Origin of the sequence: Natronorubrum amylolyticum, assembly GCF_052040145.1 — an archaeon.
Taxonomy (GTDB): Archaea; Halobacteriota; Halobacteria; order Halobacteriales; family Natrialbaceae; genus Natronorubrum.
The window spans coordinates 18,124-41,221 of the sequence record NZ_JBPPFW010000008.1; the positions used below are offsets into that span (position 1 = coordinate 18,124).

The window sequence follows — 23,098 nt, forward strand, 5'->3', positions numbered from 1 at the left end:
CTGGACCCGCGCCGCAGCGACGGTCGGCCCGTTGTGCGTCGGTAGCCGTCTCGCTTCGAGAGTGACGACAGTCTTTCCCTCGCCGGTCGCCGTTCCACTGCGTGTGAGAGATGGTTTAGGCAGTACGAAAAATTGTTCGTAGATTGAAAAGTTATAAGAGGAGGGAGAACCGACTCTGTACTGTGATGAACACGCAAAAGACCACTCGACAGCCCGCGGATACCGTCGAAGCGAACGCCCTTCGACTCGACACCGAGAAAGCAGCACAGATCGTCGACGCGCTCAACACCGACCTCGCCGACGCGTACGTCCTCTACCACCAGCTCCACAAGCACCACTGGAACGTCGAAGGTGCGGAGTTCCTCGAGATCCACGTCTTCCTCCAGGAGGTCTACGAGGACGTCGAAGACGCGGCCGACGAACTCGCCGAACGACTGCAGGCGCTCGGTGGCGTCCCACACGCCAGTATGACAACCCTCGCGGCCAACGCGACGGTCGAACCCGAAGACGAAGACGTCTACGACGTCCGGACCTCGCTCGCCAACGACCTCGAGATGATGGGCGACATCATCGAGAGCTACCGCCAGCACATCGAACTCGCGGAGGGCCTCGGCGACTACGCGACCGGACAGATGCTCCGCAAACAACTCGAAACCATCGAAGAACACACCCACCACATCGAACACTATCTCGAAGACGACACCCTCGTCCTCGAGTCCGCGACGAAGTAACGCGGACGCCTCGGACGGAGTCCGGGCCTCGAGTGGTGTCCCGTCGATTCGCCTCGAGCGTTCCAGCTTAGGTATCGATTTTTCGCCGGAGAAGTCTGCTGGAGTCAGAACTCACCGAGTGACGTCCACGATACGGCTGCTCGAGATCCATCCCTCGGTGTTCCCGGATTCGATGAACACCAGCGTGTCGGGGCCGCTTTTACAGACTGCGATCTCGGGTCCGTGGTTCGGAGCCGGTTCGGAGTCACGGTCGTCATCCGAGCGAGTGCCGGTTGCCATTGCGGTTATTTAGGTTGGCCTAAAACAAAAACCGTCTGGTTTGGCTCGGACCGACGGTACCGGGTGGACCGGGGTGCACGCGAGTCGTTACCGGGAGTCCAAGAAGGCGGACGGAAGCGACGCCTGTGTCTCTCCGGACGATTCGCCGACGGTGAGAAGCGTCGACTCGAGGCGGTCGATGACCGTCGGACTGACCGCTCCCGCGAGTTCCATCGCCTCGCGCTCGTACTCCTCGAGTTCGAGCACGTCGCGAAAGAACCGCGAAAGTGTATCGTAGGCCCCGTACAGCTCTGCAGCGGCGTCTCGTCCCTCGTCGGTGAGCGTCGCTCCGTCGTACGGCTCGTAGGTCACGAGCCCCCTCGTTTCGAGTCGTTGGAGCATCTCCGTCGTCGCTGCGGGCGACCGACCGACAGCATCCGCGACGGCGCCGGACGAAACCGGTGGGCCGTCCCGTCGTTCGACGAGAAAGACCACGAGGAGGTACTGGGGGCCACCGGTCATCTGTCACTGGATCGGCTCCGGATGATCTCCCGCGCATCCGACACCCGACGTGTAGACGCGAGCGTTCCTCACCGCCGAAAGCGGGTGGATGACTGGATCGAGGTCGCCCGACGGTTCGAGAGCCGCCGGTTCGCTGGTGGACGTGATGCTACTCACCTCCCGCCTCGCGTTCGGCGTCGATCTCGCACGCTGCCTTGAGGATCAATTCGTCGTCGATGTGCTCGAGCAACCGCCTGTGGCCGCGCTCGACCCGCCGTTCGATCTCGTCGTCGGAGAGATACGTTGCAAGCCGGCGGTCGATCTCCCGTTCACGTCTCTCCTCGAGTCGCGCCTCCTCGAGGTCGTGGTCGTCGGGGAGTTTGGTGTCGAAATACTCCCGCCATCGGCTCCGATCGCGCCACTCGTCGTCGAGTTCCCGCTCCCGACGCATCCAATCGTAGTGATTCGCCAGGGGTTCGGGCAAGCCCCGCTCCCGTCGAACGTCTTCGACGAGGGTTATCCCGACCCGCGTGCCGTGTCCGGCGGCCATACTCGCCTGATAGCCGGTGTCCCCGTACGGCGACGCGATGAACAGATCATCGACCGGCGTCGCCCCGTCACTCTCGGCGTAGCTCTTATCGAAATGCTCGTGTTCCTCGCCGTCGTGGTCGTGCGTCTCGAACATCGCCGCCTCGTCGTCGAGACCGCGCATGTACTCGCCGTCGTAGCGCGTGGCCGCGATCACCCGCCGGGCGGTGACCGACTCTCCCTCCTGTGGAGTTACGACGAACCCCTCGCCGGTCTCGATGCGCTCGAGTGACTCGACCAGGTCGGACACGATCTCACAGCCCGCCGTCTCGGCGTGATCGTGCATCAGTCCGTACAGCGTCTCGATGTCGATCCCCGCGGGGAAGCCGAGGTAGTTCTCGAGGTAGGCACAGCGCTGAATCGAGGAGCGTCCGCGGTCGAAGATCACCGTCTCCAGGCCGGACCGGGCGGTGAAGACGCCCGCCGCACAGCCGGCGGGACCGCCGCCGACCACGACGACGTCGTGATCGAACGTCGTCTCCGTTCCCGTGGACTCGAGTGCGCTCATCGATCGATCTCCCCGCTGATGATGTCCGCTACCTCCTGGCGGTCGAACAGCCGTTCCTCCGCGGTGATCTCGGGGTACGGGCCGTCGGTGTACGTCGGCCACTCGCCGAACACGTTAGGATAGAGCTGTTTGGCCGTCATCTCGAGTTGGAACAGGTTCAGAATCGGCCCCTGGTAGCGCGCCCCCTGCGGGTAGACGCGGCCGTTTTCGACCGCCGAGAGCTCCCGACCGACGGCGTGGCTCTGCAGCGTCGATCGAATCTCGAGCATATCCGTTTCGGGGTGCATCCCGCCCAGCACGAATATGACGTCGGGGTCGGCTTCGAGCATCCCCTCCATGTCGATCGTATCGCCGGAGGAGACGTCGTCGCCTAGCGCACCGATCGGCTCGAGCGGGCGCACGTGCGCCGTCAGAAATCCGGGCGTGTCCAGCGTGTAGACGTACATGCTCTCGGTGTCGCTCATCCCCGACATGACCACGGTCGGGCGCTCCCGTTCCGGAGGGAGGTTCTCCTCGAGCGTGTCTACCAGGTTCGCGTGTACCGCCGCGAGTGCTTCGTACCGCGCTTCCTCGCGGAACAGCGCTGCGACCTTTTCGAACTGCTCCCAGAGCGTGTAATACTCGTAGCGGTCGGCCCACTCGGCCGGCGGCTCGCCGTGTCTGTCGCTGAACGTGTTGCCGAACCACGGGGAGACGGTCTCTCGAATCTCCTCGATATCCGCCGCGTCCCAGCTATCGAGCGCAGACACGCTCGCCGGATCGGCCAGGTGAACGTCGCTGTCGAGATCGTAGAGCATCTCCTTATCCGGGTCCCAAGAGGAGTACAACCCCGACCAGTCCAGCGTGACGCCGGGTAGTCGTTCGGTGAACTGATTCCACAGTTGGTCGTAGTAGTCCGGCGCGTGCATCGCGTTGACGTCGTTCCCGCGTCCGAGGGCGAACGCCATTCCGGCGAGGTGAGTCAGCCGCGTAAAGATGCGCTCCGGCGGCGAATCGAACGCGACGTTGCCCACCGGGGCCATCGTCACCGAATAGGTGCCATCGCCGGACGTGGTACCGTCGCCGGACTGTCCATCCGACTCCCCGCTCTGTCCGATCAGTTCGGCACAGCCTGCGAAGGCGACACCGGTTGCGAGCGTCCCGCCGTACTTCAGCGCGTCTCTGCGCGTCGGCGTTTCTGACTCGCTATCGGTCGTATCACTCATTTTTCTCTCCGGTGATGATGTCTGCAACCTCCTGTCGGTCGAACAGCCGTTCGTCACCGGTCACGTCACCGAACTCGTCGGGAAACAGCTGCTTCGCCGCTCGCTCGGTCAGGAAGAAGTTGTGAACGGGGCCCTGGTTGAGGTAGCCGCCGCGATACACCCGTCCCTGCTGGACGGCGGTGAGCTCGCTCCCGACGGGATGGCTCTGCATGTAGTCGAGAACGATGTCGCGGAACTCCGTAGCCGACTTTCGCTCGTGGCCACGGACGAGAATCACGTCGGGGTCGACCTCGAGTAGGTTCTCGTAATCGAGTTTGCCACGGTTCGTGGTGCTGAGATTCTCGGTGCCCGTCCCCGCGAGCGCGTCGTGGACGCCGAGGTCGCGCCACTGTTTCTTGCTCGTCCCCTCGTCGTCGAGTCGATACGGCGAGAACGCCTCCGGCTCGTCGGCCCCCTCGAACGTGAGGAACGCGGTCGGCCGTTCGTCGCTCGGCGGGAGTCGCGCCTGTATCGCCGCGATGAACTCGGTGTGCAGTTCGCTTAACGCCTCGTAGCGCGCTTGCTGTTGGAACACCTGGGCCACCTTCTCGAAGGCCTCGTACAGCGTGTAGTAGCGGTAGTCGTGCCACTCGTCGGAGCGCCGGAAGATCAGATTGCCGACGAACGGCGCGACGTTCGACGCGATTTCCTCGACGTCACCATCGTCCCAGTCGAACCAGTTGATGAGCATCTGGGGATCGTACAGGTGGACGTCGCTCTCGAGTTCGTAGAACTCCTCTTTGGTTCGAACCTCCGGATACCGCTCGAGGACATCCCGATCGACGGTGACGCCGGGGAGTTCGTCGTAGACGGAGGTGTAGTATCGATCCGCGCCACCGATCCCCGCCAGACCAGCTGCCTGCCCCAGTGCGACGGCCATATCTGCGTAGCCGCCGTCGTACGCGATCCACCGTTCGGGCACCCGGTCGAACGCAACGCTCCCCATCGGTTCCATCGACACCGAGTACGATTCACCCCCGGTCGTCTCAGCCTCCTCGTCTCCCTCCTGTCCGACAAACTCCGAACAGCCGGCGAGGGCAGCGCCGGTTGCGAGCGCCCCGCCGTATTTCAGCGTGTCTCTGCGCGTCGGCGTCTCGTGAGTCGTATTGGTGGTGTCGTCGCTCATGTTCAGAACGCTCCGTTGATGATATCCGCAACCCGCTGGTGATCGAACAGCTGTTCGTCGGGGCCGAACGCCGGATACACATCGCCGTCCTCATAGCCCGGCCACGCGCCGAACTGCTCCGGGTACAGTTGCTTTGCGGTCATCTCCAACTGACAGAGGTTCATCAGCGGCCCCTGCCACCGCGTTCCTTGGGCGTATACCCGATCGTTCTTTACGGCGGTGAGCTCGCTTGCGACGGGATCGTCTCGCAGGTTCCGGACCAGCTGTTCGAAGTCGACTGTCTCCGTGACCGTCCAGAGTGCGAGTATCGCGTCCGGATCGGCTTCCAACAGTGCCTCCGCGTCGACTTGCTTGAACGGCCCGTCGAACTCCTGATCGCCGAAGGCGTCGACGGTACCGAGCGGCCTGGTGTGGGTGTTCCAGTATCCCGGAGCGTTCAGCGGAAGCACGTGGATCGCGGACAGGTCCGTCTCGAGAGAGAGGTACGCGACGGTCGGTCGTTCGGACTCCGGCGGAAGCCCGTTTTCGATGGTCTCGAGGAGGTCGCCGCGAACGGATGCGAGCGCTTCGTACCGCGACCGTTCGCCGTACAGGCTGGCGACGCCGTCGAACAGTTCCCACAGTGTATTGTACTCGTATCCGTCGGCCCACTCCTCGGGCGGCGTGGCGTGATTAGAGCTGTAGTAGTTCCCAAACCACGGCCCGACGTTGGTCGCGATCTCGTCGACGTCAGCTCGGGTCCAGTTGTCCTGTGTCGTCACCCAGGCGGGGTCGACGAGGTGGAGGTCGCTGTCGAGTTCGTACAGCTGTTCTTTCGTGAACCCGTACTCCCCCGGTTCGTCTGCCCACGCGATCTCGACGTCGTCCATTCCGGCGGTGAAGTACTCGAGGGCCGCCGCGGTTCCATCCCACCAGAGATAGTTGACGCTCTCGCCGTGACCGAGTGCAGTGGTCATGTCCGGGAACCACGGAAAGTGGGTGAAGACGTTCGTCGGGGGCTCCTCGAGCGTGACGGTACCGACCGGCGCTAGCGTCGCGGTGTAGGAGCCGTCGTCCGCCTCCGCCGTCGACTCCGATTCGTTCTGATTGACGATGTCCGAACAGCCGGCCAGTAATCCGCCACCGATGGCCGTGCTGCCGTACGTGACGAACGCCCGTCGCGTCGATTCCCCGCGTGCCGGTTTCTCTCTACCCATGGGTTTAGGCTCGCCTAAAACATAATAAACGCTCTGATTTTTAGGCCGGCCTAAAATTATCGGTCGCCGAAGATCGCCCCGTGAGTGACGGTATCGACGAACGCCTCGGGCAAATCGTCGACCTCGCCGGTTTGTACGCCCCACAGATTGGCGTACAGGCCGTCCGCCGCGAGCAGTTCCTCGTGGGTGCCGCGCTCGACGACCCATCCGTCCTCGGGCGCGAGCTGGTTTGCCAGCCCCTTCAAAAGCATACTCTTCCCCGCCGTTCGGGCCCACGAGTGCGGTGACCGCACCCGGTTCGGCCGCGATGGATTCGCCGGCGATGGTCGGCTCGCTCGAGTTCGAGTACCGTAACACGAGCTCCGAACCGGAAAGCGTTCTCGCCGCCGAGTCGACGACGGCTGTGTCTTTCGATTCGTCTGTCCGTTGGCTCTCCATGACGGTACGCCCCATTCAAATCTCACCCATGTTCTGCTGTTTTCGCATCAAGTAGAGGAAGTACGGACCACCGATGAGTCCGGTGACGATACCGACGGGGATCTGGGTGGGACTCAGCGCCAGTCGCGCGCCCACGTCGGCACTAACCATCAGCGCCGGCCCGACGAACAGACAGCCGACGACCAGTTTCTTAGAGTCGCTTCCGACGAGGTTTCGGACCATGTGGGGGACGATGAGGCCGACGAATCCGACGATGCCGGCGACGGCGATGCTCGCCGCTGCCGCGAGGACGGCGACCCCGGACAGCGCAAAGCGGACTTTCTCGATCGACATCCCCAGGGACTTCGCCGTCTGCTCGCCTAACAGGAGAACGTTCATCTGGCGCGAACCGGCGATAGAGAGGACGACGACTGCAATCGTCCACGGGAGCACGATTCGAACCTGCTCCCAGTCGGTGCCGGTGAGCGAGCCGGTAGTCCACGCGATAGCCGACTGAACGACGCCGATGTCGTCCGCGAAGAAAAACAGCGCCGTCTGCAGCGATCCGAAAACCGTACCGACGATGACGCCGGCCAGGACCAGTCGAACCGGTGACGTCCCGTTCTTCCAGGCGATGACGTAGACGATGAGAAACGAGACGGCACCGCCGAGGGCAGCGATCAGCGGCAGAAACGTCGTTAGACTTCCGAACACGACGAGCGTGAGCAGGATCATGAGCCCGGCGCCGGAGGAGACGCCGAGAATGAACGGGCTCGCGAGTTCGTTGCGGGTGACTGCCTGGAAGATCGCCCCCGACACGGCGAGATTCATGCCGACCAGCACCGCGACGAACACCCTCGGAAGACGAATATTCCAGACGATGAGGCTCTCGGTGCTCATGTCAGGCATCGGTTCGCCGAGCAAAAATGCGTCCCACGCCTGCGGATTGAACAACACGTTCGGGTTGAACACCGCCCGCCACGCCTCGGCGAACGTCATCGAGTACGCGCCGTAGCTCACCTGAATCAGCGCGCCGACGAAGACGACGACGAGGCTCCCGAACACCACCGTGAGGAGTTTCGGGTCGAACAGCCACCGGAACCGCGTGCCGTCCGATACCGACTGCTCGGCCTGATCCGTCTCGAGGTTCGATTGCGTTCCACTCATCGTGAACTCACATCGACTGGGTCGACCAGGATGGTAGCCAAGGAGCTGCCGAGCGGACCGATCGGTGGCTCGTGACGCGCTCCAGCGGGTTCCGAACGTCGCGGAAGCGATACGTCGCCAACCGTTTCGGAGATCCTGTACGCTCGTCGAACCAACACGTCGATTGCACGGAGTTCGTGCGCCATATTGGTTTAGGCCAACCTAAAAGATAAAACCGTTCCGATTTTTAGGTCGACCTAATACATCCGTCACATCAGCGGGGGCCACCACATCGCAGACAGATTGGCGGCCCCGCCTCGGGAAGCAACTGCCCGCAGTGGGGGCATTCGTCGCTGTCGGGGCTGGCAACGGCATCGACGGCCTCGTCAGCTCGGTCGCGAATACCCTCGACCGTCCCGTTTCCGCCGCAGTAAGTACTGAAATCCACCGTCGACGGTGTCCGCCGGCGGTTCGACGTACCCCGAAGGCGGGGGCGCGCTGGACGGTATTTCATATAGCAGTATACGATTCATTTGGTGTGTCAGAGTCAGTCGGCGAACTGAGAAACAACCGCTCGAGTGGGAGCGGAGAGCCTCAATTAGGCGAATCACCGAATTTGGAGAGCAAACAGAGCAATTGACAATCATCCAATCAGTGATGTTTTTTGACTGGGCTTCGAACTCCAGCGTACTCGATGGGGAAGACGTACTACGACGTCCTCGAGATCGACCCCGACGCGACCCGTGCCGAGATTCAGACGGCCTATCGCGAGCGCGTCCTCGAGACCCATCCGGACCACAACGACGCCCCCGACGCCGCCGCCCAGTTCAAACGCGTCTCGACGGCCAGATCCGTCCTCACCGACGGCACCGAACGGGCGCGGTACGACCGCCTGGGCCACGACGCCTACGTTCGCCTCGCCGAGCGCTCGAGCGGGGCGAGTTCCTCGGACTCGAGCGCGTCCGACGAGCCTGGCGACACTACCAGCGAGCCAGACTCGAGTTCGGGGACCGGAACGGCATCGTCGACCCGTTCGGAGTCCACCTCGCGGGGGAACAGCGGCGGGGGCGCTACCGGCCGCGATAAACGCAAGAACGGACGAAGCGGAAGTCACCACGCCCGCCAGCGTACGCGACGCCAGCGGAAGACGGCCCAACAGCGAGCTAGTGGTGGGTGGACGTTCGTGACCGAGGGCGGACGCGAGTCGAGTCGCGAGTCGTCCGCGAGGGACGGCTCGGCTGCCAGTGACACGTCGTCCGCGGCTGGTGCGTCGGGAGCGACCGGAGCGACCAGCGCCGGAGCGACTGCCGGTACCCGGGCCGCCGGTGGCCCCGGGCCGACGAGTGGCGCAGGTACGTCTGCGGGCTCGAGTGCGTCCGACGCAGACGCTTCCTCGAGCTTTCGGTACACCGTCCACGACTGGGAGGGGGAGGTCGACCTCGAGTGGGAGGGCCAGGCGATAACGCAGACGACGGCGGTGACGATCGGCTGTCTCTGGCTGCTGTATCCGCTGTTCGTCGCGGCGAGCGTGACGCCGCTGTTCCCGCTCGCGATCAACGCGATCGTCGCCGCCTGCACGCTCGCCTTCGTCGGCTATCTGCTCACGAGACCCCGTATTGCGACCGCGGTGTTCGGATTCTGGAGCGTGTTGTTCCCGTTCGGGATCGATCAGTTAGCGTCCGTTTCGGCGTTCTCGATCACCGGGCTGGTCGCGCTCGGCTTCGCCTGGGTTCCCTTCGGCTACGCAGTTGCGCTCTGGTGGGCGCTTCGGCCGTGAATCAATACGGTATCCGGGCCGATTTTTGACTACAACGAACGTTCTGCCCGCGCTGGCGGCGATGAATTCCACGTCCTCCCCAGCCGATTCACTCGCTACGCTCGCTCATCCCTCGCGCAGTATCGTCATCCGTCCTCGCTTTCACTCGGACGGCCGACAGCGCGCGCCACTGCACGCCAGTTCGGCGGCTCGAGTACCACGTAGAGAGCCGCGGTTGGCACTTGCCGGAAAATTCGACCGTCCTGAAACGACCGTTACTCGCTCTCGTCTCGAATTTCGTCACGAACCCGGTCCTCGAGCGCCTCCCGCCGCCGATGACTCGCTTCCGAGTCGAACTCGAGGGCAAGTACCTGCGTTCCGTCGCACTCGAGCGAGTCGCGATAGGCGTCGACGAAATCGACGGGGTCGACCCGCTCGTACTCGAGGCCGTAGAGCTCGGTCAGGTGTTCGAATTCGAGGCCGTGGGGCGTCTTGAACTGGTCCGTAAACGGCGGTTCAAACTCCTCGATGGGGAGTTTGTGGAAGATCCCGCCGCCGTCGTTGTCCAACAGAACGATGGTCGCGTCGACGTCGCAGCGCTCGATCGCGAGCAGGCCGTTCGAGTCGTGGTAGAACGCCAGATCGCCGGTGACCAGAACGAGCGGGTCGTCGGTCGCGCTCCCGGCACCCAGAGCCGTGCTCGCGATGCCGTCGATTCCGCTCGCACCCCGATTCGCGAGCACGGTCAGATCGGCTGCTCGCGGCTGCCCGAACCGATCCGCGTCCCGGATCGGCATGCTGTTCGAGACGAAAACGGTCGCCGGATCGGGCGCGTGCGCGAACACCGACGTGAGGGTACCCCCCTCGAAGGGGTCGGTCTCGAGTGCGTCCGCCGTGAGCGCGTCGTCGAGGACGTCCCAGTGGCGCTCTTCTGCGGTCTCGAACCGAGTGCGCCAGTCGTCGGTCGGCGCGGACGTGGTTTCGTCGCCGCCGTCAGTGGCGTTCGCCTCGAGTCGCTCGCACAACCCCTCGAACACGCTCCCGGGAGACGCCGCGAGCAGGTCCGTCGCGGTGAACGTCGCCTCGCGCCACGCGCCAGCGGGATCGAGCAGGAACTGACGGGCCCCGCTGTCGCGCAGGGCGTGGCGAAGCGGCTTCGAGGTCGGCGACGCGCCGAAGCGGACGACGACGTCCGGCGACGGGAGATCGGCGATGTAGCCGTCGTACCCGCCGTAGACGGGTCCATCACTTGTGTCGGTGGCGGAAACGTGAGACCCGAAGCGCAGGCTCGAGAGCGGATCCGCGAGGATCGGCGCGCCGACGCGTTCGGCGACGGCGACGACGGCTCCGGGATCGAGTGTGGGCAGGTCAACCGGATCGGTCGGCCCAGCCACGATCAGCGGACGGTCGGCGTCCGTGAGCGCCTCTACGAGCGGCCGGTACTGGCCGTCCGCGAGCGTCACGCTCCCTGAATTCGTCTCGACGAACGCGCCCTCGCGACCCTTGCCGGCCAGCGTCTCCGAGAATGAATCCGGGACGTCATCGGAGACCTCGAGCGGCTCGAGCGGTTTTCGGAACGGACAGTTCAGATGGACGGGTCCGGGATCGGTCCCGTCCGTCTCGGACAGGGCTCGCGCCGCGGTCGTCCGAAGGCTTCGCACCTTTCGCTCCTCGGCTTCGGGCTCCGGCAGTTCCGCGTCCCACCGAACGGCGTCGCCGTAGAGGCCGACCTGATCGACAGTCTGATTCGCGCCGCTGTCACGGAGTTCGTGGGGCCGATCGGCCGTGAGCACGAGCAGCGGCACGCGAGCCCGATCGGCCTCCATTACGGCGGGATGAAAGTTCGCCGCAGCCGTTCCGGAGGTACAGACGAGCGCCGTCGGCTCGCCGGTTCGTCTCGCGCGCCCGAGCGCGAAGTAACTCGCGGAGCGCTCGTCGAGGTGTGAAAAGACGCGAATCTCGGGATGGTCGGCGAACGCGACCGTCAGCGGCGTCGATCGACTTCCGGGGGCGATACAGACGGCCTCGAGGCCGCCCTTCGCGAGTTCGTCGACGAGGACGCGACCCCACAGCGTCGCGCGGTTCGGTACGGTCACGGGATCACCTGTCCGTACATTGTCTCACCGCAACTCGTCGAGGATCGGGCGGAATTTGAGCTGTACTTCCTCCCACTCGTCGTCGGGGTCGCTGTCGGCGACGATGCCGTTGCCCGCAAAGAGCGTGACCGTCTCCTCGGTCGCGATTCCCGAGCGAATGCCGACGGCGAACTCGCCGTCGCCGTCGCCGTCGAACCAGCCGACCGGGGCCGCATACCAGCCTCGGTCGAAGCTCTCGGCGTCGCGGATCGTCTCCCAGGCCGCCGCCGGCGGAACCCCGCCGACGGCCGGCGTCGGGTGCAGTGCTTCGACGATCTCGAGGACGTGTCGATCTCCCTCGAGCGTCGCCGAGATGGGCGTCTGGAGGTGTTGGATGTTCGCCAGCCGTCTGATCGTCTGGTCGCCAATTCGGAGCTCCGACGCAAGCGGCTCGAGCTGGTCACGGATCGCTTCGACGACGAGTCCGTGCTCGCGCTGTACCTTCTCGCTGTCGCGCATCTGATCCGCGTACGCCTCGTCCTCCTCGGGGGCGTCGCTTCGGGGCACCGAACCCGCGAGGGCTTCGGTCTCGACCCGGGTCCCGTGTTTAGAAACGAGGCGTTCCGGCGGCGCGCCGAAGAAGGTCCCGCCGACCTCGTGGCCGATCAGGAACCGATAGCAGTTCGGATACCGCCGGCGTAAGCGCTCGAGCGTGCCGGGGATATCGACCGGCTCGTCGAGCTCGACCGACAGCGCCTGCGCGAGCACGACCTTCGTGAGCGCGCCGCGTTCGATGCGTTCGAGTGCGGTTTCGACCTGCTCGGTCCAGATCTCGCGGGAAGTCGTCCGTTTTGTCGAGTCGATGCCGGGCGCCGTCCCGCTGGGTTGCATCGTCGGCATATCGTTCAATCGCTCGATCCAGTGCTCGAGGCGAGCCGTCGCCTCGTCGGGGTCGTTCCCGACGGTCGTCAGCCAGGTACCTTCGTCGCTGCGGACGACGAGCGTCCGCGGGACGACGAAGGAAGCGGCGCCGAACCCGGTCCACGGCGGGCCGGACTCGTGTCCGTCGTGAAACGAAAAGCCGCCGAATGCACGGGGTCGCGCGACCGCAGGGCCGTCGTGATCGAGCGCGTCGAACACCCGAGCGGTCTGCGCTCGAATGCGGTCGAATCGCTCCGGCCCGCTGGCGGTGACTCGAGCGGCGACACCGCGACCGACGACTTCCAGTCCGTCCGGTGTGGCCCACAGCATCCGCGAGTCGGTGGCGACGTCGACGATCGCGCCGAACGACACGTCCTCGAGTTCGCGACTCCGGCTGGTGAGGGTGGTCGGACCGTCGGCTGGCTTGGTCCCCGTCTCACCCGCCAGTCGACGCTCACCCGACGATTGGTCCATCGAACACAGTTCGGGACTGCCGTGCCTTCAGCCTAACTATCCCGGTCACTGTGTGGGGGTTGACAGGAACGTGCGGTGTATCCGGTCGACAGAAACGGACGGCGGCGCGGGGACGAGCGGCTATCGATCAGCTGTATCGCTCTTCTTGCCACGGGTCCGCCGTCTGGGAGTAGCCGCGTTTCTCCCAGTAGCCGCGTTCGGTCTCAGTGAGGAACTCGATGCCGTCGACCCACTTGGCCCCCTTATACGCGTACTTGTGGGGAGTGACCACCCGCAGCGGGCCCCCGTGATCCGGCGGGAGCGACTCGCCGTCGTACGCCCACGCGAAGAGGACCTCCTCGCGCAGGCAGTCCTCGAGCGCGAGGTCGGTCGTGTAGCCGTCCAGCGCGGAGAACATTACGTGGACGGCCTGACCGGACTCGGTCGGATTGCCCGACGACCGTCGCTCGTCGGCGTCGTCGACGACGCCCGCTCGCTCGGCGAGCACCGGGAACGGGACGCCCGTGAACTCGCAGTCGAACTTGCTCCAGCCGGTGACGCAGTGGAAGTCCTGTCGCTGAGTCTCGCTGGGGAGCGCCTGAAACTCATCCCAGGAAAAGGAGAGCTCCTCCTCGACCGCACCGGTGACGGTGAACTCCCACGTTTCGGGGTCCCAGTCGGGCGTCGGCCCCTTCGAGAGGACGGGAAACGCCTCGGTCTCACGCTGTCCGGACGGCAGTCGGTCGTCGCCGAACTCCCGGTACAGCTCCGTGACGTCGGTGACGTCGTTAGTCATACGCGTGGGTTAGTGCCGACTGACGTAGATGTGACGCTCGACGACGGACGGTCTCCGCGGGAGCGTTGGGCGGCGCGACGTCCGGCCACCGCTCCCGCCCACTCGAGCCGCGTGCTCGGTGACACCCGACTCGAGTGATACGATCGCCGACACGTAACCCCGATTTTCGGGGACGGCGCCGCGGTTGGAACGGAGTGGAACAGTCGAGTCGACATCACAATTCACGCCCTTCCTCTCGAAACCCTCGCCACCCCTTAGTACAGTCTCGACCACCCTCACAGTGTATGGCGAGCAGACAACAGCTATCCGAACGGGACGTCAGCGAACAGTCAGCAGAAGAAGTCGGCGAAGAGGCCATGGGCCCCGCAGCCATCGCGTCGGCCGCGTCGGTCGGGCTCTCGCTCTACTACTTCTTCATCCGCGGAGAGCGCCAGCTCGGCGCCTTCATCGGCCTCTGGCCGCCGACCATCCTCGCGTTCGCGAGCTACTTCAACCAGCGAAAGATGCGCAACCAGCTCGAGACGATCACCCAGCCTGGGACGTCGCTCAAGAACGCGTTCGACTCGATGATGGGCAACAAGTAGAGCGACACCGACGCTGACCACCGCTTCGATCGCGGCACCGAGACGCAACCACCGGACCACGTACCGACCGGCGACTTCTCCGTCGGTTTCACTCGAGCGATACTGACACGTTCGCAGATCGGTGTTCCGATGGCCCTCACAGTGGCGCTAACACACTCAACACGGGCAGTACATTCTGTACAACGACGACGATTCGCCGGCCAGCCGAGAGCTACCACGGTGGCCCAATTTCGGACACCGTACAGTCCCCGTCAAACCTAAATACCCCCTCGCCGAAAGCCGAATCAGATGCCGAAAGTAGAGATCACCATACCGGAACACCTCGAGATGCAGATCGCCCAGATGGTCGAACGCGGCGAGTTCGTCAATCGCGAAGAGGCGATCGAGGACCTCCTGTCGACCGGTATTAAAGCCTACAAGACCAGTGGACCGATGGACGAAGACGAGGGTGGCCCTGGCGGCCTCGAAGACGACGGTATGATGGGTCACGACGACGAGTACGTCTTCTAACGACCACGTTTCCGCACCGCGTTCTGTCTTAGGGAGCGACGGCGATCAGTGGAACCCCGAACGCGATGGCGACGCCGATCAACACGATCACGAAACCGATACCCGCTTCGCGTGCAGTAAACTCGCTCATCGGAGCGGTCGTCCGTTCGGCCTCGAGGTCGTGGCCGACGTCGGCGGCCGTATCCGGTTCGTCTGCTGGGTCCGTATCGTCTGCCATAGCTGCGTGTTGCCGGCTCAGGGCCTTAAAGACACGCGATTGCGAACCGAATCGGTTCAGCTGTAGAGAATCGAGTAGAGATCACCGCATCGCTCACGCCCACTACCCGATGCAGACCACTTTACTACTCCGGGTGCCAACGCTCGAGTAACGACCACATGTTGACCAAGCGCATCATTCCGTGTATCGACGTGGATTTAGACGAGGACGGGAACCCGGCGGTCTACACCGGCGTTCACTTCGAGGACCTGAAATACACCGGCGACCCGGTCGAGATGGCCAAGGCGTACAACGAGTCCGGGGCCGACGAGTTCGTCTTCCTCGATATCACCGCCTCCGCGGAGGGGCGCGAGACCATGCTCGACGTCGTCAACGACGTCGCCGACGAGGTCTTCATCCCGCTGACCGTCGGCGGCGGCATCCGCACCACCGACGACATCAAGGAGACGCTTCGCGCAGGCGCGGACAAGGTCTCGATCACGACCGGTGCGCTCGAGCGACCCGAACTGATCAACGAGGGCGCGAAAGCCTTCGGCAGCCAGTGTATCGTCATCAGCGTCGACGCCAGACGGCGCTTCGACGAGGCCGGTGAGCACTACGTCGAAATCGACGGCGAGTCCTGCTGGTTCGAGTGTACGAAGAAAGGCGGCCGCGAGGGGACGGGGATCGACGTTCTCGAGTGGGCCAGCGAGGCCGAGTCCCGCGGCGCGGGCGAACTGTTCGTCAACTCGATCGACAAGGACGGCACGAAAGACGGCTACGACCTCCCGCTGACGAAGGCGGTCTGTGACGCCGTCGACACGCCCGTCATCGCCTCCTCGGGCTGTGGCGGTCCCGAGGACATGTACGACGTGTTCACCGAGGCCGGCGCCGACGCCGGCCTCGCGGCGTCGATCTTCCACTTCGACGAGCACTCGATCGAGGAAACCAAGCGATATCTGGACGATCGGGACGTGCCGGTTCGACTCTGAGTTCGATTTCAATCGGCCTCGAGGGAGATCAGCGGCCGATTTTGAGGGATTTCCCGCCTCGAGCGCACGGTTCCTTTCACCCCATCCGTTCCGGCTTCCAATACGCTTATATCTGCACGGTCGTGCTCTATTACCAGTGAAGTGGCGGTGTACGTGGTGTGGCAAACCACACGAGTCGAACGATCCGCCCTGCGATAGCTGCGGCCACAACACGTTCGAAGAGGCGGTCGTTCGCGAACAGGAGTTCGAGACCGTCGACACTGGCACGCAGTACATGTGGGTCTGTGCGAGCTGCGGTCGCCAGCACATGAAGAACAACCCACCCTGCTCGCGCTGTGGCGACCACGATCTGGAGAAGACCGAGCAGCGCTACAGCGACATCGATCAGGATCTCGAGGTACCCAGTTGGTTCGAAGTGGCCAGACCCTACGCGCCGATCATCGTCGGGTTCGCCCTGATCGTCACCCTGTTCGCGACGGGGATCGTTTCGACGTCGATCATCCCCGGCATCGGCGCGCCGTCGCCGCCCGACGCGCCCGGCGAGGGAACGGAGGCTGCTGGAATTGATCTCGAGGCGACCGAAGGCGAGGTTCACGAGCGACTCGAGGCAGAACGGGATGCGGACGAGTCGCGGTCTTACGACAACGGACTAGCGGCGTACGCCGAATACGTAAACCGCGCGGACGTGGCCAGAACGCACGAGGACGCGAATCCGGATTCGGTGGATGGGAGTGACTTTGACGTAGAATGTCGCAACGACCTCGTCGGCGGGAGCGTGCCGATCCCCGGCTCGATCGACGACTACGACGACGAGGCCGCGCTCGCCGAGACTGTCGCCGAGGCGGTAGTCGCGAGCGAGCGTCTGAACGAGCCCGGACTCGAGTCCGAAGGACTCGACCTCCACGTCGGTCCCGACGGCGCGCTCTACGGCGTCTATCTGACGTGTTGAAAGAGAAGTGCGAGACGCGTCGGCGATCGATCCTGCTTAGGCGGCCGCTTCGAACGCATCGCGGAACGCCGTCGTTTTCCCGCGGACGTCGCCCGCTGCTGCCTCGAGCGCCTCGAGGGGATCGACGCCTTCGACGGTCTTGATGGTCAGGATCGGCTCCGTCTGACCGCCCGACTGTTCGGGGTTGACGTCGTAGGTGGCGGCCGTGATGTCGTCGTGCTCGAGCAGCGTCCCCTTCAGGACGTTCATAAACGTGTGATCCTCGCCGGCGATCTCGATCGAGAGTTCGTTCTCGGTGCTCTCGGTGACCCGCAGTTCCATGTCGATGAGTCCGGTCGTCGGCCGCTTGTACCTTTCTGTTCGGAGTGGAGCGATCAGCGAGACGCGGCTACAGTGTGATCGGTTCGCTGTAGTTGCGACCGACGACGGAGTGAGCACCATAGAAGTAAATCCATATACACGCTCGCTCGAACGTCTGGATATGCTCTCGCTCGAGACCGTCCAGTGGGTCCTCCTGACGGTCGTCCTCCCCATCGTTACGGTGGCCACGGTGCTCCTCTCCGTGGCGGTCGTCAGTCGACTCCATCGAACCGACGCTCGGTGGGGCGACGTGGCCCGCTCGAGGCTCGTGATGGGCGTCCCGTGGGGGTCGCTGATCGTCATCGCGCTCGTCTGGTGTGTCTACCTGTTCGTCCAGGACGGAATCACGGCGTTCGACGACCCCGTAACGATCCCCTACCGGGCGTACTCGTACTTCTACCCGCTCGGAATGCTGACGGCGTCGTTCTCCCACGCCGGCCCGAACCACCTCCTCGGAAACCTCGCCGGGGCCGCCGTCGTCGCGCCCATCGCGGAGTACGCCTGGGGCCACTATCCCGGCGGGCGGAAAGCGGACTCGGTCGACTCCGACGGACGGGAAGCGGACTCGGTCGACTCGTGGCGAACCAACCCGTGGATCCGCGCGCTCCTGGTCTTTCCGCTCGTCGTCGTCGCGATCACGATCCTCACCAGCCTGTTCGCGCTCGGGCCCGTGATCGGCTTCTCGGGTGTCGTCTTCGCCTTCGCCGCGTTCGCCCTCGTTCACTACCCCATCGTGACGATTGTCGGCGTCCTCGGCGTCCAGGGCGTGTTGCTGACGCTCTACCGTGCGCTCCGAAATCCGATCGGGGTCTACGTTGCCGAGTCGAGTCCGCCCTCCGCGCCCTCGTGGGCCGGCATCGCCATTCAGGGCCACGCCCTCGGCTTCTTCATCGGTCTCGTGCTCGGAATCGCCCTGCTCCGGCGGCGCGGCCATCGCCCCGACGCGCTTCGAATCTGGATCGCGATCCTCATCTTCGGCTTCGCACAGGGGCTCTGGCAGATCTACTGGTTCGGCGGCGGGAACGTCTTCTACCTCTTCCAGGGCCCCGGCGTGTTGATCGTCACGGTGCTCGCGCTCGTGGTTACTGTCGCGATCACGGCCTCCGAGCGACCAATCGTCCCGGAACGCATTAGCCGGCGATTCACTCGAGTCCGCCGACCCCCGTCCGACTCGGCCGTTGCCCGCCCCCTCGAACTCGCTCGGAACAGCGGTGATGAGTCCGTATCCGACAGCCGTGCTGGTGACTCCGCCGGAGCCGACGCGACGGCTCTGACTGCTCCCCTCGAGCGAATCAGCGAACTCGTCGCCACGACCGACTCTCGCGACTCGAGTCGGCTCTCGGGCATCGGCCGGCGACAGGCCGCGTTCACGCTCGTGCTCGTGGTTCTCGCCGTCCTCGCGGGCATGGCGATCCCGGTCAACTTCTTCGTGCTGGACGACGCGAACGTTTCCTCGGACGCGACCGTCGAGATCGAGGACTACACGATTCAGTACGCCGAGGACGTCGAGTACGAACTCGTCTCACCCGTCAGGGTCGGGCCGCTATCCGACGCCGTCGCCCTCGATGCCAGCGGCGTGATCGTCGCGAGCGAGGAGCGACAGCTCTGGGCGGAGGTGGTCCCGGCCCGGCAACTCGAGTTCTCGAGCGAGGAGTCGATCGCCGTCGGCGGCCCCGGCTGGCGCGAGACCGTCCACGTCGAGCGGATCGGCTGGGAACCGGTCGGCAACGACAGCGTCTACCAGGTCGAAATATGGGCCGAGGGCGACGATCCACAGCTCGCCCACGAGTCGAACGGGTCGCGTGCGGACGTCCGGATCGACGACCAGAACGTGACGATGTCGTCCGTGGACGGCGAGTTCACCCTCGAGGTCGAGTCGACCGAGACGAGGGACGTCGAGACGACGACGGTGCCGGAGTCGAACGAGTCCACTACAGCGGGCGGGCTCGCCTTCGAGCGGGAGGACGACACCATCTACGCCGCCGCTGACGGAACGCGGATCGCCATCGCGAACGAGGAGTAGCCGCCCCCGATTTCGCAACCGAGTACGATTCTGCTGACGGATGCGACGGCCTGAACTCCGTATGCCGTCCGTTCGTGACAGCGATCGATCCGGTTCGGAAGGACGAGTGCGATGGGATGAAACCGGCGTGTTGGTGCTTCTACCGGGAATTAGACCGCGGTTTCGCTCAGTTGATGCCAACAGGAACGACTAGCTGAACGAGACAGTCAGTGTTACAACGACGTTTCGCCAGACGGGTCTCCGATCGACGCTGGCGAACCGGTCGAAACTCGAGACCGTCGCGTACCGATTACTGTGGTGGCTGAGAACCAGTTTGGCGATTTCGCCCGCATCGTTAACGGCTACGTGGCCGAGAGAAGCCGGAGAGAAACAATATCCGGCTCCGACGTTCGTTCGATCGAGTTGAACTTTGGACCGATGAGCAACCACGCACTGCGGCAGGCGACCGCCTCGGACGACGACTCGAGTACCGACGACGTCGAATCGCCGACGGCCGTTCGGCTCGAGTCCGTCACCCACGAGTACGGGGCGAACGGCGGCCGAGGCCGCTCGGGCGACGATCGAACCGTAACCGCCCTGCGCAACGTCTCGTTCGACGTGCAGGCGGGCGACATCGTCGGTCTCGAAGGACCGAGCGGCAGCGGCAAGTCGACGATCCTCCATGCGGTTTCGGGACTGCTGGTCCCTTCCGGCGGCGCCGTCGAACTGCTGGACACCGATCTCACGGCCTGCTCGAACCGGGAGCGAACCCGGTTGCGACGTCGACACGTCGGGATCGTCTTCCAGCGTTTTCATCTGCTCCCGTCGCTCTCGGCCCGAGCGAACGTTGCGTTGCCGCTCGTGCAGGCTGGCATTCCTCGAGCGAAGCGACGCGAGCGCGCCGAAACGCTGCTCGGGAAGGTCGGCCTCGGCGACCGGATTCACCATCTCCCGGGCGAACTGAGCGGGGGTGAGCGACAGCGCGTCGCGATCGCGCGGGCGCTCGTCACCGACCCGGACGTGATCGTCGCCGACGAGCCGACGGGCGAACTCGACACGGCGACCGGGGAGGACGTCCTCGATCTTCTGATGGATATCGGCCGCGATCGGGCGCTGCTGGTCGCGTCGCACGACGAGTCGACGCTCGCCGTCGCCGACCGCGTGGTCACCCTTCGCGATGGACGGGTGGTCTCGAATGGAGGCTGACGACGAGTTCGACGCCGCGCGCGACGGCTCTCGCCGAACGCGCTGGCGCGGCCTCGTCGGTGTTTCGGTCGTCAGACTGTGGAAGCGGACGGTTCGAACGCGCTCGAGTCGCGTCGTGGCGACGGTCGGTGCCGTCGCCCTGACGATCGCCCTACTGGTGGTCGTAACAGGGGTCGCGCTCGGGCTCGCCGGCGGCGGCGCGGTCGACGACACCGACGCCGACGTCCAGATCGTTCCCGAGGAGAGCGGCGCGCTGTCGGCCGTCGACGGCGTCGAGGGACCGCGGCTCGGTGAGACCAACGAACGCGCGGAGTCGATCCGCTCGAGCGACGACGTCGACCACGCCTCGCCGGTACTGGTCGAACCGGTGAAGCTCGAGTCGGCGGGCGACGACGAACCGAAGACCGTCCTCCTCGTTGGCGTCGTTCCGGACGACGAGTCCCGAACCGTCGGCGGGCTCTCGACCGATGCACTCGAACCCGGCGATCCACACTACGCCAACGGTTCGTACGACGGTCCGCGGACGGGCGAACTCGTGCTCTCCGAGGCGGCCGCAGAACGGCTCGAGGCGGAGCCGGACGACGAACTGACCGTGGGTGGCTCGCAGGTGCCGGAGAACGCGTCCGCGCCGACGGTGACGGCCACTGCCGTCGAGAAGGCCGGTGACGGTGACGACGAGACGCCGGTCGCGCTCGTCCATCTGAGTGAACTCCAGGCGCTTTCGGGAGCCGACAACGACCAGCTAGCCGACCAGGTGCTGATCTGGGGCGACACCAACGCGGCGGAGTCGGCCGCCGCGGACGAGTATCCCGACGCCGCGATCGAATCCCACGACGGAACCGATCCGTCTGCGCTGTTCGGCGACGGGCTGGCGTTCGCGACGAGCCTGCTTGCGTTCGTCGTCGGCATCGCCATCTGCGCCTCGTTCGTCGCGACGACCGCTGGGATGACCGTCACCGAGGACCGACGAACCCTCGCCGTCCTCGAGGCCGTCGGCTACCCGACACGTAGTCGGCTCTCGATCGTCGCCGTCTCGACACTGTTGACGACCCTCGCGGGCGCGCTGGTGGGGATCGTCCTCGGCGTCGGCGGCATCTACGCCGTCAACGCGCTGGCCAGCGCGACGGTCGCGCCGGGTGCCGTCGCGCTCGTCCACCCGATACTCGTCCCCTACGCGCTCGCCGTCGCGCTCGTCTCGGGACTCGTCGCCATCCCCTACCCGCTCGCCGTCGCCGCGCGAACCTCCGTCCTCGAGGAGGTGGGACGATGACCTCGGGGCTCCGTCGAGCGGGCCGTCGGCTGCGTGCCGTCGTCGGGCTGGCGTTCGCACAGCTTCGACGCTCACCCGGACGGACCGCGCTCACCGTGTTCGCGGTCGCGCTCGCGGTGCTGTCCGTGACGTTGCTCGCGAGTCTCGGCGTCGGCGTCGTCCAGACCGGCGAGGACGGGCTCGACAACGCCGACCGGGATATCTGGGTCTCGAGCGATCCGATCGATCCCTCGGCCAGCGGCACGGCAAACCCGATCGTCGGCTCCCACGCCGTTGCCGCCGAGATGAGCGAACGCGACGACGTCAGTTCGGCCGCGCCGATCGCCATGCACGATATTTACGTCGGAACCGAGGCCGACGACCTCGAGCGAACGTCCGCGGTCGGGGTCCACGAGACCCACGACGGCTTCGGCTTCGAGGAGGGAGGCGGGTTCGAGACGGAGATGAACCACTCCTCGGGCGAGTACGCCGACGGCGAACGGCCCAGCGAACCGGAGAACGAGGAGATCGTGCTCGACCCGGACACCGCGGCGGCTCACGACATCGACGTGGGCGACACGGTCTACGTCGGGACCAGTAGAGAGTCGGCGGCGAACCACGAGTTCACCGTCGTCGGCATCTCCGCGTACTACTCCCAGTATCTGGGTTCGGACACGGAAACGGTCCCGCTGACGGATCTCCAGGCCGTCGCTGGGACGACCGGAACCGATCGGGCGACGTTCATCACCGCCAGCGTCGAAGACGACGCCGACCGCGACGCCGTCGTCGAGGAGTTGGACGAGGAGTACGCGGCCTACGACATCCGGACCAGCGACGAGCAGATCGGCGCGATGTTCGAAGAACAGCCGCTCGTCCTCGCCAGCGGTGCGACGCTGATCGGACTCGCCGTCGTCGGCGGCATCGTCCTGACGGTCAACCTGTTCGCACTCGTCGCCTACCAGCAGCGGGACGAACTCGCCGCTCTCCGGGCGATCGGGCTCTCCCGGTGGGTGCTCGCGGGAACGATCGCCGTCCAGGGACTCGTCATCGGCATCCTCGGCGGGATCCTCGGTCTCGTCCTGACACCCCTGCTCGCAGCCGGGCTAAACTATCTCGCGTCGTCGGTCATCGGCTTCGGGGAACTGCTCCGGACGCCGCTCGAGGTCTACCTGCTCGGACTCGCGCTGGCCATCGTCGTCGGGACGGTCGTCGCGCTCGTCACCGGCTGGCGGGCGAGTCGCTACGCGCGGATCGAACACCTCGGGGGATAGATCACTCCCCGTCGCTCCGAATCGTTCATCTTCACGTTTACTTTCACTTCCACCGTGGATGTG

At 65.0% G+C, this 23,098-nt stretch carries 23 protein-coding genes; 10 read left to right on the plus strand and 13 right to left on the minus strand.

Going from position 1 to position 23,098, the window contains the following annotated elements; all coding sequences use genetic code 11:
* Window positions 1–185 precede the first annotated feature (185 nt).
* The gene (gene dpsA, locus ACSFDB_RS20815; RefSeq protein WP_440772803.1) at window positions 186–731 is read left to right on the plus strand and encodes a DNA starvation/stationary phase protection protein DpsA; all 546 of its coding nucleotides are present in this window, start codon (window positions 186–188) and stop codon (window positions 729–731) included.
* A 111-nt stretch (window positions 732–842) separates the two neighbouring features.
* Here the strand turns inward: dpsA and ACSFDB_RS20820 are convergent, their stop codons facing one another.
* From ACSFDB_RS20820 to ACSFDB_RS20855, 8 genes are all read right to left on the minus strand, one after another.
* Complete coding sequence (locus ACSFDB_RS20820) at window positions 843–1,010, minus strand: hypothetical protein (RefSeq protein ID WP_440772804.1); 168 nt, start codon at window positions 1,008–1,010, stop codon at window positions 843–845.
* 87 nt (window positions 1,011–1,097) lie between these two features.
* Window positions 1,098–1,511: a metal-dependent transcriptional regulator gene (locus ACSFDB_RS20825; protein ID WP_440772805.1), complete on the minus strand. Its 414-nt coding sequence runs from the start codon at window positions 1,509–1,511 to the stop codon at window positions 1,098–1,100.
* Window positions 1,512–1,659: 148 nt separating this feature from the next.
* A complete protein-coding gene (locus tag ACSFDB_RS20830) occupies window positions 1,660–2,586 on the minus strand; it encodes an FAD-dependent oxidoreductase (protein ID WP_440772806.1) in 927 nt (308 codons plus the stop codon).
* Window positions 2,583–3,791 carry an ABC transporter substrate-binding protein gene (locus ACSFDB_RS20835; protein ID WP_440772807.1) on the minus strand — a complete coding sequence of 403 codons (1,209 nt, stop codon included), beginning with the start codon at window positions 3,789–3,791 and terminating at the stop codon, window positions 2,583–2,585. The genes ACSFDB_RS20830 and ACSFDB_RS20835 overlap by 4 nt, the downstream gene beginning before the upstream one ends.
* Window positions 3,784–4,956: an ABC transporter substrate-binding protein gene (locus ACSFDB_RS20840; RefSeq protein ID WP_440772808.1), complete on the minus strand. Its 1,173-nt coding sequence runs from the start codon at window positions 4,954–4,956 to the stop codon at window positions 3,784–3,786. Before ACSFDB_RS20840 ends, ACSFDB_RS20835 begins: the two co-directional genes overlap by 8 nt.
* A 2-nt stretch (window positions 4,957–4,958) precedes the next feature.
* Window positions 4,959–6,152 (minus strand): ABC transporter substrate-binding protein, encoded by a 1,194-nt coding sequence (locus tag ACSFDB_RS20845; RefSeq protein WP_440772809.1) that lies wholly within the window; start codon window positions 6,150–6,152, stop codon window positions 4,959–4,961.
* Window positions 6,153–6,208: 56 nt separating this feature from the next.
* Window positions 6,209–6,403, minus strand: coding sequence for a hypothetical protein (locus tag ACSFDB_RS20850; protein WP_440772830.1), 195 nt, complete (start codon window positions 6,401–6,403; stop codon window positions 6,209–6,211).
* 202 nt (window positions 6,404–6,605) lie between these two features.
* A complete protein-coding gene (locus ACSFDB_RS20855) occupies window positions 6,606–7,736 on the minus strand; it encodes a FecCD family ABC transporter permease (protein ID WP_440772810.1) in 1,131 nt (376 codons plus the stop codon).
* Window positions 7,737–8,409: 673 nt separating this feature from the next.
* Between ACSFDB_RS20855 and ACSFDB_RS20860 the strand changes: the two genes are divergently transcribed.
* Entirely contained in the window at window positions 8,410–9,492 is a 1,083-nt protein-coding gene (locus tag ACSFDB_RS20860) for a J domain-containing protein (protein WP_440772811.1), read from the plus strand.
* Between the two features lie 254 nt (window positions 9,493–9,746).
* Here the strand turns inward: ACSFDB_RS20860 and menD are convergent, their stop codons facing one another.
* The 3 genes from menD to ACSFDB_RS20875 all read right to left on the minus strand — a co-directional run bounded on the left by menD (window position 9,747) and on the right by ACSFDB_RS20875 (window position 13,716).
* Complete coding sequence (gene menD, locus ACSFDB_RS20865; RefSeq protein WP_440772812.1) at window positions 9,747–11,567, minus strand: 2-succinyl-5-enolpyruvyl-6-hydroxy-3-cyclohexene-1-carboxylic-acid synthase; 1,821 nt, start codon at window positions 11,565–11,567, stop codon at window positions 9,747–9,749.
* A 24-nt stretch (window positions 11,568–11,591) separates the two neighbouring features.
* The gene (locus tag ACSFDB_RS20870) at window positions 11,592–12,941 is read right to left on the minus strand and encodes an isochorismate synthase (RefSeq protein WP_440772813.1); all 1,350 of its coding nucleotides are present in this window, start codon (window positions 12,939–12,941) and stop codon (window positions 11,592–11,594) included.
* 127 nt (window positions 12,942–13,068) lie between these two features.
* Window positions 13,069–13,716, minus strand: a complete 648-nt coding sequence (locus ACSFDB_RS20875) for a sulfite oxidase-like oxidoreductase (RefSeq protein ID WP_440772814.1) — start codon at window positions 13,714–13,716, stop codon at window positions 13,069–13,071.
* A gap of 284 nt (window positions 13,717–14,000) precedes the next feature.
* Between ACSFDB_RS20875 and ACSFDB_RS20880 the strand changes: the two genes are divergently transcribed.
* Both ACSFDB_RS20880 and ACSFDB_RS20885 read left to right on the plus strand, forming a co-directional pair.
* Entirely contained in the window at window positions 14,001–14,300 is a 300-nt protein-coding gene (locus tag ACSFDB_RS20880; protein ID WP_440772815.1) for a hypothetical protein, read from the plus strand.
* Between the two features lie 288 nt (window positions 14,301–14,588).
* Window positions 14,589–14,810, plus strand: coding sequence for a ribbon-helix-helix domain-containing protein (locus ACSFDB_RS20885; protein WP_006091440.1), 222 nt, complete (start codon window positions 14,589–14,591; stop codon window positions 14,808–14,810).
* A 28-nt stretch (window positions 14,811–14,838) separates the two neighbouring features.
* On the opposite strand, the gene ACSFDB_RS20890 is transcribed toward ACSFDB_RS20885, so the two are convergent.
* On the minus strand, window positions 14,839–15,027 hold the full coding sequence (locus ACSFDB_RS20890; RefSeq protein WP_090306402.1) for a DUF7550 family protein: 189 nt from the start codon (window positions 15,025–15,027) through the stop codon (window positions 14,839–14,841).
* 158 nt (window positions 15,028–15,185) lie between these two features.
* On the opposite strand from ACSFDB_RS20890, the gene hisF reads away from it, so the two are divergent.
* Window positions 15,186–15,998 (plus strand): imidazole glycerol phosphate synthase subunit HisF, encoded by an 813-nt coding sequence (hisF, locus tag ACSFDB_RS20895; RefSeq protein WP_440772816.1) that lies wholly within the window; start codon window positions 15,186–15,188, stop codon window positions 15,996–15,998.
* Between the two features lie 136 nt (window positions 15,999–16,134).
* Window positions 16,135–16,947, plus strand: a complete 813-nt coding sequence (locus ACSFDB_RS20900) for a hypothetical protein (RefSeq protein WP_440772817.1) — start codon at window positions 16,135–16,137, stop codon at window positions 16,945–16,947.
* Window positions 16,948–16,983: 36 nt separating this feature from the next.
* Here ACSFDB_RS20900 and ACSFDB_RS20905 read toward each other — a convergent pair whose 3' ends face one another.
* The gene (locus tag ACSFDB_RS20905) at window positions 16,984–17,268 is read right to left on the minus strand and encodes a DNA-directed RNA polymerase subunit L (RefSeq protein WP_440766297.1); all 285 of its coding nucleotides are present in this window, start codon (window positions 17,266–17,268) and stop codon (window positions 16,984–16,986) included.
* 160 nt (window positions 17,269–17,428) lie between these two features.
* On the opposite strand from ACSFDB_RS20905, the gene ACSFDB_RS20910 reads away from it, so the two are divergent.
* From ACSFDB_RS20910 to ACSFDB_RS20925, 4 genes are all read left to right on the plus strand, one after another.
* Entirely contained in the window at window positions 17,429–19,330 is a 1,902-nt protein-coding gene (locus ACSFDB_RS20910; protein ID WP_440772818.1) for a rhomboid family intramembrane serine protease, read from the plus strand.
* Between the two features lie 417 nt (window positions 19,331–19,747).
* Complete coding sequence (locus ACSFDB_RS20915; protein WP_440772819.1) at window positions 19,748–20,515, plus strand: ABC transporter ATP-binding protein; 768 nt, start codon at window positions 19,748–19,750, stop codon at window positions 20,513–20,515.
* The gene (locus ACSFDB_RS20920) at window positions 20,505–21,785 is read left to right on the plus strand and encodes an ABC transporter permease (RefSeq protein ID WP_440772820.1); all 1,281 of its coding nucleotides are present in this window, start codon (window positions 20,505–20,507) and stop codon (window positions 21,783–21,785) included. Before ACSFDB_RS20915 ends, ACSFDB_RS20920 begins: the two co-directional genes overlap by 11 nt.
* On the plus strand, window positions 21,782–23,035 hold the full coding sequence (locus ACSFDB_RS20925) for an ABC transporter permease (RefSeq protein WP_440772821.1): 1,254 nt from the start codon (window positions 21,782–21,784) through the stop codon (window positions 23,033–23,035). The genes ACSFDB_RS20920 and ACSFDB_RS20925 overlap by 4 nt, the downstream gene beginning before the upstream one ends.
* Window positions 23,036–23,098: the final 63 nt, after the last annotated feature.